This is a genomic window from Cellulomonas phragmiteti (assembly GCF_016862775.1).
Taxonomy (GTDB): Bacteria; Actinomycetota; Actinomycetes; order Actinomycetales; family Cellulomonadaceae; genus Cellulomonas; species Cellulomonas phragmiteti.
Genome location: NZ_BONP01000016.1, coordinates 1 through 15,717 on the forward strand (window position 1 = coordinate 1; position 15,717 = coordinate 15,717).

The 15,717-nt window shown below is 76.6% G+C and carries 14 protein-coding genes and 1 pseudogene; 5 read left to right on the top strand and 10 right to left on the bottom strand.

Features of this window, described 5'->3' with window-relative positions; genetic code table 11:
- Window positions 1-830 (top strand): annotated as a pseudogene (locus tag Cph01nite_RS13045) (hypothetical protein); the annotation flags it as partial.
- Between the two features lie 71 nt (window positions 831-901).
- On the opposite strand, the gene Cph01nite_RS13050 reads toward Cph01nite_RS13045, so the two are convergent.
- The 6 genes from Cph01nite_RS13050 to Cph01nite_RS13075 all read right to left on the bottom strand — a co-directional run bounded on the left by Cph01nite_RS13050 (window position 902) and on the right by Cph01nite_RS13075 (window position 5,396).
- Window positions 902-1,618 (bottom strand): LysR substrate-binding domain-containing protein, encoded by a 717-nt coding sequence (locus tag Cph01nite_RS13050; protein ID WP_203674863.1) that lies wholly within the window; start codon window positions 1,616-1,618, stop codon window positions 902-904.
- 11 nt (window positions 1,619-1,629) lie between these two features.
- Window positions 1,630-2,361, bottom strand: coding sequence for a tRNA (guanosine(46)-N7)-methyltransferase TrmB (gene trmB / locus Cph01nite_RS13055; RefSeq protein ID WP_203674865.1), 732 nt, complete (start codon window positions 2,359-2,361; stop codon window positions 1,630-1,632).
- Window positions 2,362-2,385: 24 nt separating this feature from the next.
- Window positions 2,386-3,165 (bottom strand): VOC family protein, encoded by a 780-nt coding sequence (locus tag Cph01nite_RS13060; protein WP_203674867.1) that lies wholly within the window; start codon window positions 3,163-3,165, stop codon window positions 2,386-2,388.
- Window positions 3,166-3,271: 106 nt separating this feature from the next.
- On the bottom strand, window positions 3,272-4,279 hold the full coding sequence (locus Cph01nite_RS13065) for an alpha/beta hydrolase (RefSeq protein ID WP_203674870.1): 1,008 nt from the start codon (window positions 4,277-4,279) through the stop codon (window positions 3,272-3,274).
- A gap of 73 nt (window positions 4,280-4,352) precedes the next feature.
- The gene (locus Cph01nite_RS13070) at window positions 4,353-4,664 is read right to left on the bottom strand and encodes a hypothetical protein (RefSeq protein ID WP_203674872.1); all 312 of its coding nucleotides are present in this window, start codon (window positions 4,662-4,664) and stop codon (window positions 4,353-4,355) included.
- Window positions 4,665-4,739: 75 nt separating this feature from the next.
- Window positions 4,740-5,396, bottom strand: coding sequence for a histidine phosphatase family protein (locus tag Cph01nite_RS13075; protein WP_203674874.1), 657 nt, complete (start codon window positions 5,394-5,396; stop codon window positions 4,740-4,742).
- Window positions 5,397-5,594: 198 nt separating this feature from the next.
- Here Cph01nite_RS13075 and clpB point away from each other — a divergent pair, with 198 nt between their 5' ends.
- Together clpB and Cph01nite_RS13085 are read left to right on the top strand one after the other, a co-directional pair.
- Complete coding sequence (clpB, locus tag Cph01nite_RS13080) at window positions 5,595-8,189, top strand: ATP-dependent chaperone ClpB (protein WP_203674876.1); 2,595 nt, start codon at window positions 5,595-5,597, stop codon at window positions 8,187-8,189.
- Window positions 8,186-8,809: a TetR/AcrR family transcriptional regulator gene (locus tag Cph01nite_RS13085; RefSeq protein ID WP_239069250.1), complete on the top strand. Its 624-nt coding sequence runs from the start codon at window positions 8,186-8,188 to the stop codon at window positions 8,807-8,809. The genes clpB and Cph01nite_RS13085 overlap by 4 nt, the downstream gene beginning before the upstream one ends.
- An 8-nt stretch (window positions 8,810-8,817) precedes the next feature.
- Here Cph01nite_RS13085 and Cph01nite_RS13090 read toward each other — a convergent pair whose 3' ends face one another.
- Window positions 8,818-11,070 (bottom strand): aryl-beta-d-glycosidase, encoded by a 2,253-nt coding sequence (locus tag Cph01nite_RS13090; protein ID WP_203674878.1) that lies wholly within the window; start codon window positions 11,068-11,070, stop codon window positions 8,818-8,820.
- Window positions 11,071-11,163: 93 nt separating this feature from the next.
- Here Cph01nite_RS13090 and Cph01nite_RS13095 point away from each other — a divergent pair, with 93 nt between their 5' ends.
- On the top strand, window positions 11,164-11,871 hold the full coding sequence (locus Cph01nite_RS13095; RefSeq protein ID WP_203674880.1) for a DedA family protein: 708 nt from the start codon (window positions 11,164-11,166) through the stop codon (window positions 11,869-11,871).
- A 6-nt stretch (window positions 11,872-11,877) separates the two neighbouring features.
- Here Cph01nite_RS13095 and Cph01nite_RS13100 read toward each other — a convergent pair whose 3' ends face one another.
- From Cph01nite_RS13100 to Cph01nite_RS13110, 3 genes are all read right to left on the bottom strand, one after another.
- Entirely contained in the window at window positions 11,878-12,372 is a 495-nt protein-coding gene (locus tag Cph01nite_RS13100) for a septum formation family protein (RefSeq protein ID WP_239069251.1), read from the bottom strand.
- Window positions 12,373-12,476: 104 nt separating this feature from the next.
- Window positions 12,477-13,838 (bottom strand): DUF4190 domain-containing protein, encoded by a 1,362-nt coding sequence (locus Cph01nite_RS13105; protein ID WP_203674882.1) that lies wholly within the window; start codon window positions 13,836-13,838, stop codon window positions 12,477-12,479.
- A 76-nt stretch (window positions 13,839-13,914) separates the two neighbouring features.
- A complete protein-coding gene (locus tag Cph01nite_RS13110; protein WP_203674884.1) occupies window positions 13,915-14,709 on the bottom strand; it encodes an exodeoxyribonuclease III in 795 nt (264 codons plus the stop codon).
- A gap of 186 nt (window positions 14,710-14,895) precedes the next feature.
- Between Cph01nite_RS13110 and Cph01nite_RS13115 the strand changes: the two genes are divergently transcribed.
- Complete coding sequence (locus Cph01nite_RS13115; RefSeq protein WP_203674886.1) at window positions 14,896-15,648, top strand: SDR family NAD(P)-dependent oxidoreductase; 753 nt, start codon at window positions 14,896-14,898, stop codon at window positions 15,646-15,648.
- Window positions 15,649-15,717 lie beyond the last annotated feature (69 nt).

Below are 15,717 nucleotides of genomic sequence, written 5' to 3' on the forward strand. Positions count from 1 at the left end.
CGCCGACGCCCACCGCGTCGCCCACCGTGACGCCCGAGCCGACCACGGACCCGGAGCCCGTCACGGTGCCGGTGCCCGTGCTCGACGTGGTGCAGCCCAAGTGCGTCGGCTCGACCGTCGTCCCGAACGGTCGGGTCGTCATCAAGCCCGCGCCGTCGGTGGTGTGGGCCGTCGTGACGGGTGCCGGCACGGTGGACGAGGACTTCGTCGCCGAGGCTGACGACCCCGGGCAGAAGGGCGACGTCGAGCTGGCGCCCGGCTCGTACGAGGTGTGGGCGCTGAACCTCGACGGTGACTTCGGCGACCTCGGCGAGTGGCGGGTGCGGGAGTACTTCATCGCCCGCAGCGTGACGATCAAGCCCTTCACCGGGCCGTGCCCGGCCGTGGTCGCGACCCCGACCCCGGCGCCGACCGCGACGTCCGCGTGGGCACCCTCCGCCGACCAGCTCACGGCCGCCACCCAGGGCGGCTTCACCACCGCCGCGCGCGTCGACCAGGGCGGCACGCTGACGCTGGCGGGCCTGACCCCCGGTGCCCAGGTGCGTCCGTTCCTGTTCTCCGTGCCGACCGACCTCGGCGCGGCCACCGTGGCCGCCGACGGGACGCTCAAGGTGACGGTGCCGGCCGCCACCACCGCCGGCACGCACCGCGTGGCGGTCTACCTGGCCGACGGCACGCTCGTGGGCTGGCAGTACGTCGAGGTGCTCGCGGCCGGGCAGTCGCTGGCCGCGACGGGTGCCGACCCGCGTGCCGGCGTCCTCGCCGCCGTCGTGCTGGTCGCGGCAGGCGGGGCGCTCGTCCTGGCCCGTCGTCGACTGGCCACCCGCTGACCTGAGGTCGCACGCGGGGCGCCGGACCGGTCACCGGTCCGGCGCCCCGCGGCTGCGTCACCCCGGGGTCGTCAGCGGCGCCGGCTGCCGCCCTGGCGACGGCCCGGCTCCCGGCCAGTGCGCCGCGGCGGCGGGGTCCGGCGCGTCGGGGGTGCGGGGTCCGGCGCGCCCGTCCCACCGGAGCCGCGGGAGCTGGCGACGGTGCGCCCGCGCACGATGCCCACCAGCTCCTGGGCGTGCGGGTGCTCGTCGTCCGTGCGCCAGACGAGCACGACCGGTGACCCCGGGGCGTCGGGCACGACGCGCACGGCGGTGCCCCGGCGGTCGTGCAGCCGGGCCAGCGAGTGCGGCACCAGGAGCACGCCCGCGCCCTGGGCGGCGAGGTCGGCGCCCGTGGCCACGTCGGGGACCTCGAGCTCCTCGACGCCGGGCGGCGACCAGCCGAGCACGTCGTCGCCCGGGACGAGCAGCGTCTCGCCCGCGAGGTCGGCGACGTCGACCTGGTCGACGACCGTCAGCACGTGGTCCTTGCGCACGACGACGACGCTCTGCTCCGTCCACAGCGGCACCACGGCCCAGCCCGTGCTCGTGCTCGGGGTCGTGGCGGACAGGCCCGCGGGGGGCGGGTCGACGCCGACCGGCGGCAGGCGCAGCACGGCGGCGTGCACGGTGCCGGCGAGGACCGCCGCGACGGCCTCGCCGGGCGGCGCGTGGACCACCTCGAGCGGGTCGTCGGGCAGGCGCTCGCGCCAGACCCGCGCCCAGCGGTCGGGGCTGGTGCCGGGCACCAGGAGCAGCCTCACCGGACCCGCCGCACGACGACGTCGGTGACCTCGTGCCCCAGGTCCAGCCCCCGCTGCTCGAACCGGGTGACGGGCCGGTGCGCGGGCCGCGGCACGACGCCGCCGACGAACCCCGGGTCGGTGGTCAGCACGTCGTGCATCTGGGCGGCGTAGTCGGCCCAGTCGGTCGCGACGTGCAGCGTGCCGCCGACGCGCAGCCGGTCCCGCAGCAGCCCCACGTGCGCGGGCTGCACGAGCCGGCGCTTGTGGTGCCGGGCCTTGGGCCACGGGTCGGGGAAGAACGCGTGCACGGCGTCGAGGCTGCCCGGGGCGACCGCCGCGCGCAGGAGCCGCAGCGCGTCGCCGTGCGCGACGCGCACGTTGGTCAGCCCGTGCCGCTCGACGAGCAGCAGCAGCGCCGCGACACCGGGCAGGTGCGCCTCGACCGCGAGCCAGTCCCGCCCGGGGTCGGCGGCGGCCATCGCGGCGGTCGCGTCGCCCATGCCGGAGCCGATCTCGACGACCAGCGGCGCGGCCCGGCCGAACAGCGCGACCGTGTCGAGCAGGCCGTCGGGCGTCAGCGGCGGCGGGACGCGGGGGTCGTCGACGGAGAACCCCCAGCGGGGGAAGAGCCGCTCGAGCGCGTCGGCGCGGTCCGTGCCGAGCGCGGTGCGGCGCGGGTGGAACGTGCGCAGCGGCTCGTGGGCGCGCGACGCGCGGTGGGTGAACACGTCGGGCGGGGGCGGCACGTCGCCCACCCTACGCACCGCGGCTCAGGCGACGAGGTCGTCGTCGGGCGTCTGGAGCAGCGCGAGCACCTCACCGGCCGGGCCGCGGACCAGCAGCATCCGCCCGTAGGGGGTGTCCTCCGGCCCGCTGACGACCTCGCCGCCCAGCTCGGCGACGCGCGGCGCGACCGCGTCGGCGTCCTCGACGGCCACGTACCAGGTCCAGGCCGCCGGCACGTCGCCCGCGCCCGGGCCGTACCCCCCGATGCCGACGGCGGGCGTCCCGCCCACGGCCAGGGACGTGTAGGTGAAGTCCGGTGCGCTCATGTCCTGCTGCTCGTACCCGAACAGGGCGGTGTAGAACCGGCGCGCGGCGGCCGGGTCGTGGGACATCTGCTCGGCCCAGACGAACGCACCGGGGGCGTCCGTCAGCTCCCAGCCGGTGTGCGTCCCCGACTCCCACAGGCCGACGAGCGCACCCGTGGGGTCCGCCAGCAGCGCCGTGCGGCACAGGTGCAGCACCGTCGACGGCCCGGCGACGACCGTCGCGCCCGCCTCGACCGCGCGGGCGACGGCTGCCGCGACGTCGTCCGTCGCGAGGTACACGCACCACCCCGCGGCCTGCGGGACGTCCGCGACCCGCAGCCCGGCGACCACGTGCCCGCCGGCCGTGGCCGTGACGTACCCGCCGGTCTCCGGCCCGCCGACGCTCAGCTGCCAGCCGAGCAGGCCGCCGTAGAACCGCTGCGTCGGCCCGAGGTCCGTGACGGTGATGTCCGCCCAGGCGGGGACGCCGGCGGGCCACGGGTCGGGGCTGACGGTCATGGGGTCCTCCGGGAGGTCGAGGTCGCGGACGTCGCCCGCGGCACGGCGAGCACAGCCAACCACCGCCGCGCGCGTCGTGCACCACGGGTCCGGCGCGCCGGTCCCGTCAACCGGTCGGGAAGAGGGCGGTGAGGAAGTCCGTGACCTCGCGCAGGTACCGCTCGCGCACAGGCGCGGCGGACAGCGCCAGGTCGTGCGCGCCGCCGGCGACCTCGACGAAGGTGACGTCGGCTCCCAGCAGCGGCGCGCGGCGCGCGATCTGGGCGGGGTCGAGGACGGAGTCGGTGCGCAGCAGCGCGTCGTGGTGCCTGCGGTCGGGACCCGCGGCGTCGGACGCGAGGACGAGCACGGGCACGTCGACCGCCAGACCGCGGGCCACGCGGGCGTGGGCGCGGCGCACGGTCCGGACGAAGCCGGCCCGCACGGGGAACCCGCCGTGGGGCTTCCACGCGAGGTCGAAGTCCCACTCGCCGCCGGTGTCGCGGTGCAGCGCCTGCCCGTAGTGGGGGGCGAGGCTGCGCAGCGGGAGCCGCGGCGCGGGGCGTCCGACGAGGTCGATCACCCGCGTCAGCAGGGTCTGCTCGACCCGGGAGCCGCGCAGGTCCAGCCACGGCGAGTTGAGCACGAGCGCGTCGACGAGGCCCAGGCCGCGGCGCGCGTCGGCCCACAGCGCGGCCGTCAGCCCCCCGGTGGAGTGCCCGAGCAGGACGAGCACGTCGTGGTCGGCGCGCAGCAGGCGCACCGCGGCGTCGATCTCCTCCACGTACGTCGCCAGGTCGGTCGTCTCGTTGGGCGGCCGGCCGGGACGGATGGAGCGGCCGTGGTCGCGCAGCTCCAGCGCGTAGGTGTCGTACCCGGCGGCGGCGAGCGCGTCGCCGACGTGCGGGTGGAAGAAGTAGTCGACGAACCCGTGCAGGTGGAGCACGGCGCGCCGCGAGGGTGCGGCGTCGGGCAGCCGCCGCACGAGCGTGGCGACGGGGTCGACGTGCGTGCGCCGCGCGACCGCGTCGGGCCGCAGGTGCAGCGTGCGGGCCCGCCAGCGCTCCCCGAGCACGTCGGGCTGCTCGTCGTCCCACCGGTCGCGCGCGGTGCGGGCGTCCTCGTCGTCGGCCACGCGCCGATCCTCGCACGGCACCCGGGCCGGCGCCGTGAGCTGCCCGGCGTGACCGGGCCGACGCCGCGACCGGTCAGGGGGCGTCGCTGCGTGCCCGCCAGGAGGCGACCTTGCGCGCGAGCTCGTCGCCGACCTCGGCGGTGAGGTCCCGCGCCCGGTAGGGCGACGCGGTGCCGGCGCCGAGCGGGGCGGAGTCCTGGACCTGCGCGGCGAGCCGCACGAGGTAGTCGCGCCCCTCGGCGCGGTAGGCCGAGCGCTCGGCGTCGTCGAGGGCGATGACGACCGACGAGCCGACCGGGCTGTGGCCGACGTGCACGTCGAGCAGCAGCCGACCGTCGTCGGTCAGCAGCGACCAGCCCCCCGGGTCGCGGTCGAGGACCTCCATGCCACCTCCGGGCGTCGACGAGACGACCATCCTGCCAGGCCGCGCCGTCGACGCCCCGAGGTGGGGCGGCGGGCGTCAGGCGACGGACGGCACCGGGGTGGGCGTGCGCATCGGCCGCGCGGCGATGTGGCCCTGGCCGGCGACGTCGAGCGCGAGGGCCGTGATGCGCGACGTGCCGTCCGGCTCGACCTCCACCGTGGTGACGGACGCGTTGGGCAGCGGCACGAGGCCGACGTCGTCGACGGTGGCCAGGTAGGCGCCCAGGGCGAGGCCGTGGCCGACGACCAGCACGTGGCCGTCGCGGTGCGTGTCGGCGATCCGCGCGAAGACCTCGCGCGTGCGGCTCATGAAGTCGGCGCCGGACTCGCCGCCGGGCAGCCCGGGGTGCGTGCCGGCGAGCACGTCGGTGACGAGGTCGCTCCACTGGACGACCTCGTCGAGGACGCGCTCCGGGCGCTGCTCGTAGATGCCGAACGCGTACTCCAGGAGGTCGCGGTCGGTGCGCAGCGGGATGTCGGGGTGGTGGCGCAGCAGCTCGACGGCGGTCGCGACGGCGCGCCCCGACGGGGAGGACCAGGCGGCCGTGAACGGCGTGCCGGCCAGGTGGCGGGCGGTGGTCCGGACGCCGGCGCGGCCGTCGCGCGTGAGCGGCGAGTCGCAGCGTCCCTGCAGGATGCGGCGGGCGTTGAAGTGGGTGCGGCCGTGGCGGACGAGCGTCATGGTGAGGGTCATCGGTGCCCTGCTCTCTCTCGGTGGTCGGCCCGACGCTAGGGGCCGCACGTGTCGCGCCGACGACGCAGGTGTGACGCGTGCGTGACGGTTGGGCGCCCGCTGCGCGGTGTCGCGACGAAGTTGAGCGGAATACACTCAAGTTCGGGACTCGTTGAGGACGACAGCAGCACATCGACGAGAGACGTACAGGAGGACGCGTTGGACGCGAAGTTCACCACCCGCTCGCAGGAGGCGCTGGGCGACGCCATCCAGTCCGCCGGCGCCGCCGGCAACCCCCAGCTCGAGCCCGCGCACGTCCTGGACGCCCTGCTCCGGCAGGACGGCGGGGTCGCCAACGGCCTGCTCGACGCGGTCGGGGCCGACCGGGCCGCGCTCGGTCGCGCCGTGCGCGGCGTCCTGGTCAACCTGCCGTCGTCGTCCGGCGCGTCCGTGGCGCAGCCGTCCGCCTCGCGGCAGGCCGCCGCCGCCCTCGAGGCCGCCAACGCCGAGGCGCGTGCCCTGGGCGACGACTACGTGTCCACCGAGCACCTGCTCATCGGCCTGGCCGCCGGGCAGTCGGGCGTCGCCGACGCGCTGCGCGCCGCCGGGGCGTCGCGGGAGGCGCTCCTCGCGGCCCTGCCGACCGTGCGCGGCAGCGCCCGCGTCACCAGCCCCAACCCCGAGGGCACGTACAAGGCGCTCGAGCAGTACGGCGTCGACCTCACCCAGCAGGCCCGCGAGGGCCGGCTGGACCCGGTGATCGGGCGCGACGCCGAGATCCGCCGCGTCGTGCAGGTGCTCTCGCGCCGGACCAAGAACAACCCCGTGCTCATCGGCGAGCCCGGCGTCGGCAAGACCGCCGTCGTCGAGGGGCTCGCCCAGCGCATCGTCGCCGGCGACGTCCCGGAGTCGCTGCGCGGCAAGACGCTGGTGTCGCTCGACCTCGCGTCGATGGTCGCGGGCGCCAAGTACCGCGGCGAGTTCGAGGAGCGGCTCAAGGCCGTGCTGGCCGAGATCACGGCGTCCGACGGGCAGGTCGTCACGTTCATCGACGAGCTGCACACGGTGGTGGGCGCCGGTGCGGGCGGCGAGGGCGCGATGGACGCCGGCAACATGCTCAAGCCCATGCTCGCGCGCGGCGAGCTGCGCCTCGTCGGGGCGACCACGCTCGACGAGTACCGCGAGCGCATCGAGAAGGACCCCGCCCTCGAGCGGCGCTTCCAGCAGGTGTTCGTCGGGGAGCCGTCCGTGACGGACACCGTCGCGATCCTGCGCGGCCTCAAGGAGCGCTACGAGGCGCACCACAAGGTCACCATCGCGGACGCCGCACTCGTCGCCGCGGCCACCCTGTCGGACCGGTACATCACCGGCCGCCAGCTGCCCGACAAGGCCATCGACCTCGTCGACGAGGCCGCGTCGCGCCTGCGCATGGAGCTCGACTCCTCGCCGGTCGAGATCGACGAGCTGCAGCGCGCCGTCACGCGCCTCGAGATGGAGGAGGTCGTGCTCTCCGAGGCCGACGACCCCGCGTCCGCCGAGCGGCTGGCCCGGCTGCGCGCCGACCTCGCCGACCGTCGCGAGGAGCTCGCCGCGCTCAACGCCCGCTGGCAGAAGGAGAAGGCCGGCCACGACCGCGTCGGTGACCTGCGCGTGCGCCTCGACGCCCTGCGCGCCGACGCCGAGCGCGCCCAGCGCGAGGGTGACCTCGCGACCGCCGGCCGCCTGCTGTACGGCGAGATCCCGACCGTGGAGAAGGAGATCGCGGCAGCCGAGGCGTCCGAGGCCGAGGACGTCGAGGAGTCGACGCTCGAGCCGATGATCGCGGAGAAGGTCGGCCCGGACGAGGTCGCCGAGGTCGTCGCCGCGTGGACCGGGATCCCCGCCGGCCGGCTGCTCGAGGGCGAGACCGCCAAGCTGCTGCGCATGGAGGAGGTCCTGGGGGAGCGCCTCATCGGGCAGCGTGCGGCCGTCGCGACCGTCTCCGACGCCGTCCGCCGGGCACGCGCCGGCATCTCCGACCCCGACCGTCCGACCGGCTCGTTCCTGTTCCTCGGCCCCACGGGCGTCGGCAAGACCGAGCTGGCCAAGGCGCTCGCGGACTTCCTGTTCGACGACGAGCGCGCCATGGTGCGCATCGACATGTCCGAGTACGCGGAGAAGCACTCGGTCGCGCGGCTCGTCGGCGCACCCCCCGGGTACGTCGGCTACGAGGAGGGCGGCCAGCTGACGGAGGCGGTGCGCCGCCGGCCGTACTCCGTGGTGCTGCTCGACGAGGTCGAGAAGGCGCACCCCGAGGTGTTCGACGTGCTCCTGCAGGTGCTCGACGACGGGCGGCTGACCGACGGCCAGGGCCGCACGGTCGACTTCCGCAACGTCATCCTCGTGCTGACGTCGAACCTGGGCTCGCAGTTCCTCGTCGACCCGCTCCTCGACGACGCCGCTCGCCGGGAGGCGGTCATGGGGGCCGTGCGGTCGGCGTTCAAGCCGGAGTTCCTCAACCGGCTCGACGACATCGTGCTCTTCGACGCGCTCACGCTCGGGGAGATCGGGCGGATCGTGGACCTGCAGGTGGCGTCGCTGGCGCGCCGGCTCGCCGACCGCCGCCTCACGCTCGACGTGTCGGCCGGCGCGCGCGAGTGGCTCGCGCTCGAGGGCTACGACCCGGCGTACGGGGCCCGGCCCCTGCGCCGCCTGGTGCAGAAGGAGATCGGCGACCGGCTGGCGCGGGCGCTGCTGGCCGGTGAGGTCCACGACGGGGACACCCTGCACGTCGACCTCGCCGACGGCGGCCTGACCGTCACGCCCACGTCGTGACCGACGCGGGCGGCGGCACGGCCGGGGCGCGCGGACCGTACGCGAACGGGCGCGCGACCCGGCACCACGTGCTGGACGCCGCCATGGCCCTGTTCGGCGAGGTCGGCTACCGGTCGGCGTCCCTGCGCGAGGTCGCCGCGCGCGCCGGGATCTCCCACCCGGGGCTCATGCACCACTTCGGCAGCAAGGCGGCGCTCCTGGCGGCCGTGCTCGAGCGGCGCGACGAGCTGGACGAGGCCGCGATGGCCGCCGACGTCGCCGCAGGCGACGACGTGCTCACCGCGCTCGTGCGCGTGGTCGAGCGCAACGTCGAGCGGCCGCGGATCGTCCAGCTGTTCGTCACGCTCTCGGCGGAGGCGACGGCGCCGGACCACCCGGCGCACGCGTTCTTCGCGCAGCGGTACGCGCGGCACGTGCGCCGCACCGCCGACGACCTGCGCCGCCTGGCGGACGACGGGCGGCTGCGGCCGGGGGTGGACCCGGTCGTCGCCGCCCGCCTCGTCCTGGCGACGATGGACGGGCTGCAGGTCCAGTGGCTCCTCGCAGGGCCCACCACGGGGGCCGTCGACATGCCCGCCGAGTTCCGCGCGCTGCTCGCGACCCTCGTCGCGCCCGACTGACCCCGGCGTCAGCGCGTCGCGTCGACCAGCGCCTCGAGGGTGTCGGGCGACAGCCCGGTGATCCCGAAGTCGGCGACGACCCGCAGCGGCATCTGCGCGACCATCGCGGCCATCGTCTCGTCGAGCTCCGGGACCTGCGCGCCCGCGGTCGCGTCGGCCAGCACCCGCGACCCCACCGGGTGCTCCCGCCACTCGGCCACGGTCGACTCGGCCGTCAGCTCGCCCCACAGCGGCTCCCCGACGACGTCGACGGTGGCGGACGCCCGCACGTCGCGCGACGACGCGCCGACCTCGACGACGAACTCCCCGCCCTCGACCGCCCAGCGACGTAGGCCCGGGTGCCAGTAGGCGAGCGCGCGCGACCCTAGCGTGAACGTCACCTCGCGCGACTCGCCGACGGCGAGGTCCACGGCGGCGAACGCCCGCAGCTCGCGCACGGGCCGCAGGACCGCGGCCTGCGGGTCGCGCACGTACACCTGCACCACCTCGCGGCCGTCGCGCGCCCCGGTGTTGGTCACGGTGACGGCGACGTCGACGCGGACGTCGGCGCCCTCGCCGTGCACGCCCACGCGCAGGTCCTCGTACCCGAACGTGGTGTACGTCAGCCCGTGGCCGAACGGGTAGGCGACGTCCGTCGCGCGCGTGTCGTACCAGCGGTACCCGACGAGCACGCCCTCGCCGTAGCGGACGTGCCCGGCCTCGCCGGGGAAGTTGCCGAACGCGGGGGTGTCCTCGAGGCAGTGCGGGACGGTCTCGGTGAGCCGGCCGCCGGGTGCGCGGGTGCCGAGCAGCACGTCGACGACCGCGGACCCGCCGGCCTGACCGCCCAGCCACGTCTCGAGCAGGGCGGGGGCGGCGTGGTGCCACTGCGACACCGTCACCGCGGACCCGTTGGCGAGCACGACGACGACGCGCGGGTTGACCTCGGCGATCGCGGTGAGGGCCCGCACCTGGGCGGGGGGCAGGCCCAGGCGCGGGCGGTCGTAGCCCTCGGACTCGTCGGGCGCGGGCAGCCCGAGGAACGCCACGACCGTCGACGCGGAGCGGGCCGCGGCGACGGCCTCGGCCAGCAGGGCGTCGTCGTCGCCGTCCGGGCCGCCGGCGATCGTGAACGCCGGGGCGAACGCGACGGCCGGGTCCACGGCCCGCAGGGCGTCGAGCGCCGTGTCGAGCCGCGTGGGGGTCACCTGGGAGGACCCGGCGCCCTGGTAGCGCGGGGTGCGGGCGAACTCCCCGACGACGAGCAGGCCGTCCGTGCCGGTCAGCGGCAGCAGGGGCGCGCCGTCGACCGGCTCGTTGCGCAGCAGCACCGTGCCGGCCGCGGCGGCCTCGCGGGCCAGCGCGTGGTGCGCGTCGAGGTCGAGGGCCGCGGGGTCGCCCGGCCCGGGCTGCGTGCGGGCGACCAGGTGGAGCACGCGCCGCACGGCCTGGTCGAGGACGGCCTCGTCGAGGCTCCCGTCGCGCACGGCGGCGACCACCGCGTCGTCCGGGCGGGACCCGGCGCCGGGCATCTGCAGGTCGAGCCCGGCCGCGAGCGCCGCGACGCGGGAGCGCACGGCGCCCCAGTCGGACATGACGAGTCCCTCGAAGCCCCACTCCTCGCGCAGCACGCGGGTCAGGAGCCACGGGTCGGCGGAGGCGTCGGTGCCGTTGATCCGGTTGTACGCGCTCATGACGGTCCAGGGCCGGGCGTGGGTGACGACGTGCTCGAACGCGGGCAGGTAGATCTCGCGCAGCGTCCGCTCGTCGACGTCGACGGACACGCGCATGCGGTCGGTCTCCTGGTTGTTGGCGGCGAAGTGCTTGAGCGACGTGCCGACGCCCTGCGACTGGACGCCCTCGACGAGCGCGGCGGCGAGGACCCCGGCGACGTGGGGGTCCTCCGCGACGTACTCGAAGTTGCGGCCGCACAGCGGCGTGCGCTTCATGTTCACGCCGGGGCCGAGGAGCACGGCCACGTCGTGGGCGCGGGTCTCGGCGCCGAGCGCCTGCCCGACGCGGCGCAGCAGCTCCGGGTCCCAGGACGACCCGAGCGCCGCGGCGGTGGGGAAGCAGGTCGCCGGGACGGACGAGTCGAGCGTGGGCCGGTCGGCCGTCGTGTCCTGCTTGCGCAGCCCGTGCGGCCCGTCGGTGACCATGACGGCGGGCACGCCGAGGCGCTCGACGCCCGTGGTGTGCCAGAAGTCGAGGCCCGACGTCAGGGACGCCTTCTCCTCGAGCGTGAGCTGGGACAGGACGTGCTCGACGTCGAACAGGGCCACGGTGCACCTCCGCGCGCGGGATGGGGTCGGGACCACCGTAGCCCGAAGCCGACCACCTGGTAAGTGTTCAGGGGTGTGGCAGCATCCCGGAACATGCCCCTGACGAGCACCCCGCTGGCCGCCGCGTCCGCGACCGAGCTCGGCGGCCTGGCCGGGTGGGTGGTGTCCGTCATCGACGCCCTCGGACCCCTCGGGGTCGGGCTGCTCGTCGCGCTCGAGAACCTCTTCCCGCCGCTGCCGTCCGAGGTCGTGCTGCCCGTCGCCGGGTACGTGGCCGCGCAGGGCGGCATGTCCGTGGCCGGGGCGGTCGTCGCCGCGACCCTGGGCGCGGTCGTCGGCGCCTGGGCCCTGTACGGCCTGGGTGCCGCGGTCGGCCGCACCCGCATCCGGCACTGGCTGGAGCGGATCCCGCTCATGGAGGCCGACGACCTCGACCAGGCCGAGCGCTGGTTCGCGCGGCACGGCGGGGCCGCCGTCCTCGCCGGCCGCTGCGTGCCGGTCGTGCGCAGCCTGATCTCGGTCCCCGCGGGCGTCGAGCGCATGCCGCTGGCCCGGTTCACCCTGTTCACGCTCGTCGGCTCCGCCGTGTGGAACGGTGGCCTGGTCGGTGCCGGGTACCTGCTGGGCGCGCAGTGGCAGGACGTCGGCCGCTACGGCGACTGGCTCAACGCCGCCGTGTACGCGGTCATCGCCGTGCTGCTGGCCCGGTTCGTGTGGGCCCGCACCGGCCCGCGGGGTGCCCGGCGCCGTGCCGCCCGTGCCGCCCGCGCGGCCGCGCCCCCGCCGGCTCCCGGCGTCTGACGGGCCTCAGCCCGCCCTCGTCGCCGTGCCGTCGACGAAGGAGCCCGTCACGGGCTCCGGGGGAACCGCCAGACACAGCCCCGTCCGGTCGCCGTCCGCCCAGCCCGGCTCGGTCGGCGCCCACGTGACCACCCGGACGCCGGCGGCGACCTCGTCGTCGCTCAGCACGCACGCCCGGGCGACCCGCGCGTGCGCGCCGTCCTGGCCCGGCCACACGGCCGTCGGGTCGAAGGCGTACTGCGCGACCACCTGGGCCGCGTGCGGCTCGGCGCACGGCACGACGTCCACGCGGTCGACCTCACCGTCCCCGGGCAGCTCGGCGAGGCACGACCCGGTGACGAGCTGCACCGCGTACGCCTGCGTCGGCGCCGTGACGTCCGGCGGCAGCGGGCGGCTGCGTGCGTCCGCCACCGCCCGGGTCCCCAGCACCGCGCCCAGCGCGACCAGGACGAGCGCCGCGAGGCCCACCGTGACGACGACCACGCGCCGCCGCGCGCGCACCCGCGCCTCGGCCGCGGCCTGCCACCCGGCCGCGTAGTGCGCCGGCGGGTACGGGTCCTCCGGGACGTCCGGCGGACCGGGGGGTGCCGGCGTCCCGTCGGAGGTCAGGACGACACCCCGGCGGGCGCGACGAGCGAGCCGGGGGTGCCGAGCGAGTCCTCGAAGACGCAGTACCCGACGAGCTCGCCGGCGGCCACCTGGTCGGGGTGGGGCAGCCACACCTCGGCGTAGCCCCAGTCCAGCAGGTCGGGGTCGAGCGCCGCGACGGCGGCGTCGCACTGCTCGTACGCCGTCTGGAGCACCGGGTCCTCCGCCGTCAGGTCGGTGGCGGGTGCCCCGGTCGCGGTCAGCAGCGCGACGACCTCGGCGTCGTGGTCGCGGTCGCACGGCACGACGACCGCGTCGGCGAGGTCGTAGTACTCCGGCAGCACGGCCCAGCAGGTGCCGACGGCGACGTCCTGCGGGAGCGTGTAGGTCGGCAGCACGTCGGCGGACTGCTGCCCCAGCCCGTCCAGCTCGTCCTGGAGGTCCCCGAGCAGGTCGTCGAGGTCGCCCGAGGAGCTGCCGCCGTCCTCGAGGAGCTGGTCCAGGCCCTGGCCGCCCAGGGCGTCGTTCGTCAGCTGGGCCTGGGTCGCGCCCCACTGCGCGAACGCGACGACGAGCCAGACGAGGATCCCGAGCATCGCGGTGCCGACGACCCCCACGGCGATCCCGGCGATGGCCATGCCCCGGCCGCGGGCGCCCGTGCGCCGCACCCGCGCGAGCGCGCCGATGCCGAGCCCGATGCCGATGGGGCCGGTCGCACCGCCGAGCAGCACGAGCCCGGCGACCGACGTGGCCAGCGACGCGACCGCCAGGCCGTCGGTGGGGACGACGGGCGCGGCGTTGTACGGCTGTCCCGGAGCGCCGTAGCCGGGCGGGCGGCCGTAGGGCGCGCCGTAGGGCGGGGGCGGCGACCCGTAGGGCGGCTGCGGGCCGGCGGGCGGCGGGGTGCCGTACGGCGGCTGCCCGCCGGGCGCGGCGTACGGACCGGCGCCGTACGGCGGCGCGGGCGGGGGCGGTGGGCCGCCGTACGGCGACGCGGCCGGTGCGCCGCTGTCGGTGCGCACGGCCCACGGGTCGGCGGGCGCCGCCGCGGGCGGCGGGGTCGCGGCCCCGGTGGGCGCCGCGCCGGGGACGAGCGCCGGAGGCGTCGGCGCGCTCCACGTGAGCGGCTGGGTGTCGCCGGCACCGGTCGTGATCGGCTGGGTGTCGCCGGCGGCCGGGGCCGGCGGGGCGTCGCCCGGGCGGCCGGAGTACACCGGCGAGGACGACGTCCCCCACGACGCCGAGTCCGGCGCGCTCGAGGGCGCACCGGGCGCACCGGGAGCGCCCTGCGGGGTCGGCGGTGCGGGCGGCTCCGGCACGGGCGGGGGACCGGCACCCTCGGCGGGCTCGGGTGCGCGGTCGTCGGGCGTCGACGTCATGGACGGCAACCTAGCCGAGCGCGGGGCGTGCGGACGTCCCCCGCCCGGATACCACCCGCTCCCGCGGCGTGCGGGCTCACGGCTCGGCGATCTCGAGCACCACGGGCACGTGGTCCGACGGCTGCTTGCCCTTGCGCTCGTCGCGCTCGATGCGGACCCCGCCGACGCGTGCCGCGAGGGCCGGGCTGGCGTAGGTCAGGTCGATGCGCATGCCCTCGTTGCGGGGGAAGCGCAGCTGCTGGTAGTCCCAGTAGGTGTAGGTGTGCTCGGCCGGCACGTGCACGCGGGAGACCTCGGTGTACCCCGCGTGGGCGATCGCCTCGAACGCGTCACGCTCGGCGGGAGTCACGTGCGTCCGCCCGGCGAACCGGGCGACGTCCCAGACGTCGGTGTCCAGCGGGGCGATGTTCCAGTCCCCGACGAGCGCGACCTGCGCCGCGGGGTCGGCCGTCAGCCAGTCCTGCGCGGCGTCACGCAGCGCCGCGAGCCAGTCGAGCTTGTACGTGTAGTGCGGGTCCTCGATCTCGCGCCCGTTGGGCACGTACAGGCTCCAGACGCGCACGCCGCCGCAGGTCGCCCCCAGCGCGCGTGCCTCGGCGGCCGCGGGCTCGCCCCAGGTCGGCTGACCGGGGAACCCGCGCTCGACGTCCTGCAGGCCGACCCGGGAGACGATCGCGACCCCGTTCCACTGCGAGTACCCGTGCGTCGCGACCTCGTAGCCGAGGGCCTCGAACGGCTCGCGCGGGAACGCCTCGTCCTTGACCTTGGTCTCCTGCAGCGCGAGGACGTCGACGCCCGTGCGCTCGAGGAAGCCGACGGCACGGTCGAGGCGGGCACGGATCGAGTTGATGTTCCACGTCGCGAGGCGCATGGCGCCGAAGGCTACCGGCGCGCACCGACACCCCGTGCCGCGGTGCGCGTCCGATTCGTCCGGTCCGGTGACATCGCCGCAGGTCGCTGGTGGCGCGGACCCCCGACCGGTTACCGTGCCGTAGCCCGGCATACCGGACGGGTTCGCCCGAGCGTCGCGGGGCGGCGCACGAGCAACGGAGGAGCGATGACGGCCGACCTCGCGGGACGTCGCGCGCTGGTCACCGGTGGCGCCGGCGGGATCGGCGGCGCGGTCGCCGTGGCCCTGGCCCGGGCGGGTGCGGACGTCGCCCTCACGTACCTCTCCCACGACCCGGCGCCCGTGGTCGCGCAGATCGAGGCGCTCGGCCGTCGCGCGTCCGCCCACCAGCTCGACGCGCGCCACAGCTGGGACGTGGACGCGGCCGTCGCCGCCGCGGCCGACGCCCTGGGCGGGCTCGACGTCCTGGTCAACAACGTCGGCGGCCTCGTCGACCGGCGGCCCGTGGCGCGCACGGACGACGCCCACTGGCACCACGTGATGGACCTCAACCTCTCGTCGGTGTTCTACGTGACGCGCGCCGCGCTCGGCCTGCTGCCCGACGGCGGGCGCATCGTCACGATCAGCTCGCAGGCCGCGGCGTCCGGCGGCGGCTCCGGCGGCGTGCCCTACGCGACGGCGAAGGCCGCGGTGGAGGGGTTCACGCGCGGCCTGGCGCGCGAGCTCGGCCCGCGCCGCATCACCGTCAACGCGGTGGCCCCGGGGTTCGTCGGTGGCACGCCGTTCCACGCCGCGCACACGCCGGAGCCCGCGCAGCGGGCGGCGGTCGCCGCGACGCCGCTGGGCCGGGCGGGGGAGCCCGAGGACGTCGCCGCCGCGGTGGTGCACCTCGCGTCCGACGGTGCGGCCTTCGTCACGGGCGTGGTGCTCGACGTCAACGGTGGTGCATGGTTCCGGTGACCGGGGCACCCGTTCGGAAGTTTCGTCACACCCGCCGCAAACCGTGGACACCGGCCGGTAGGGTGCGGT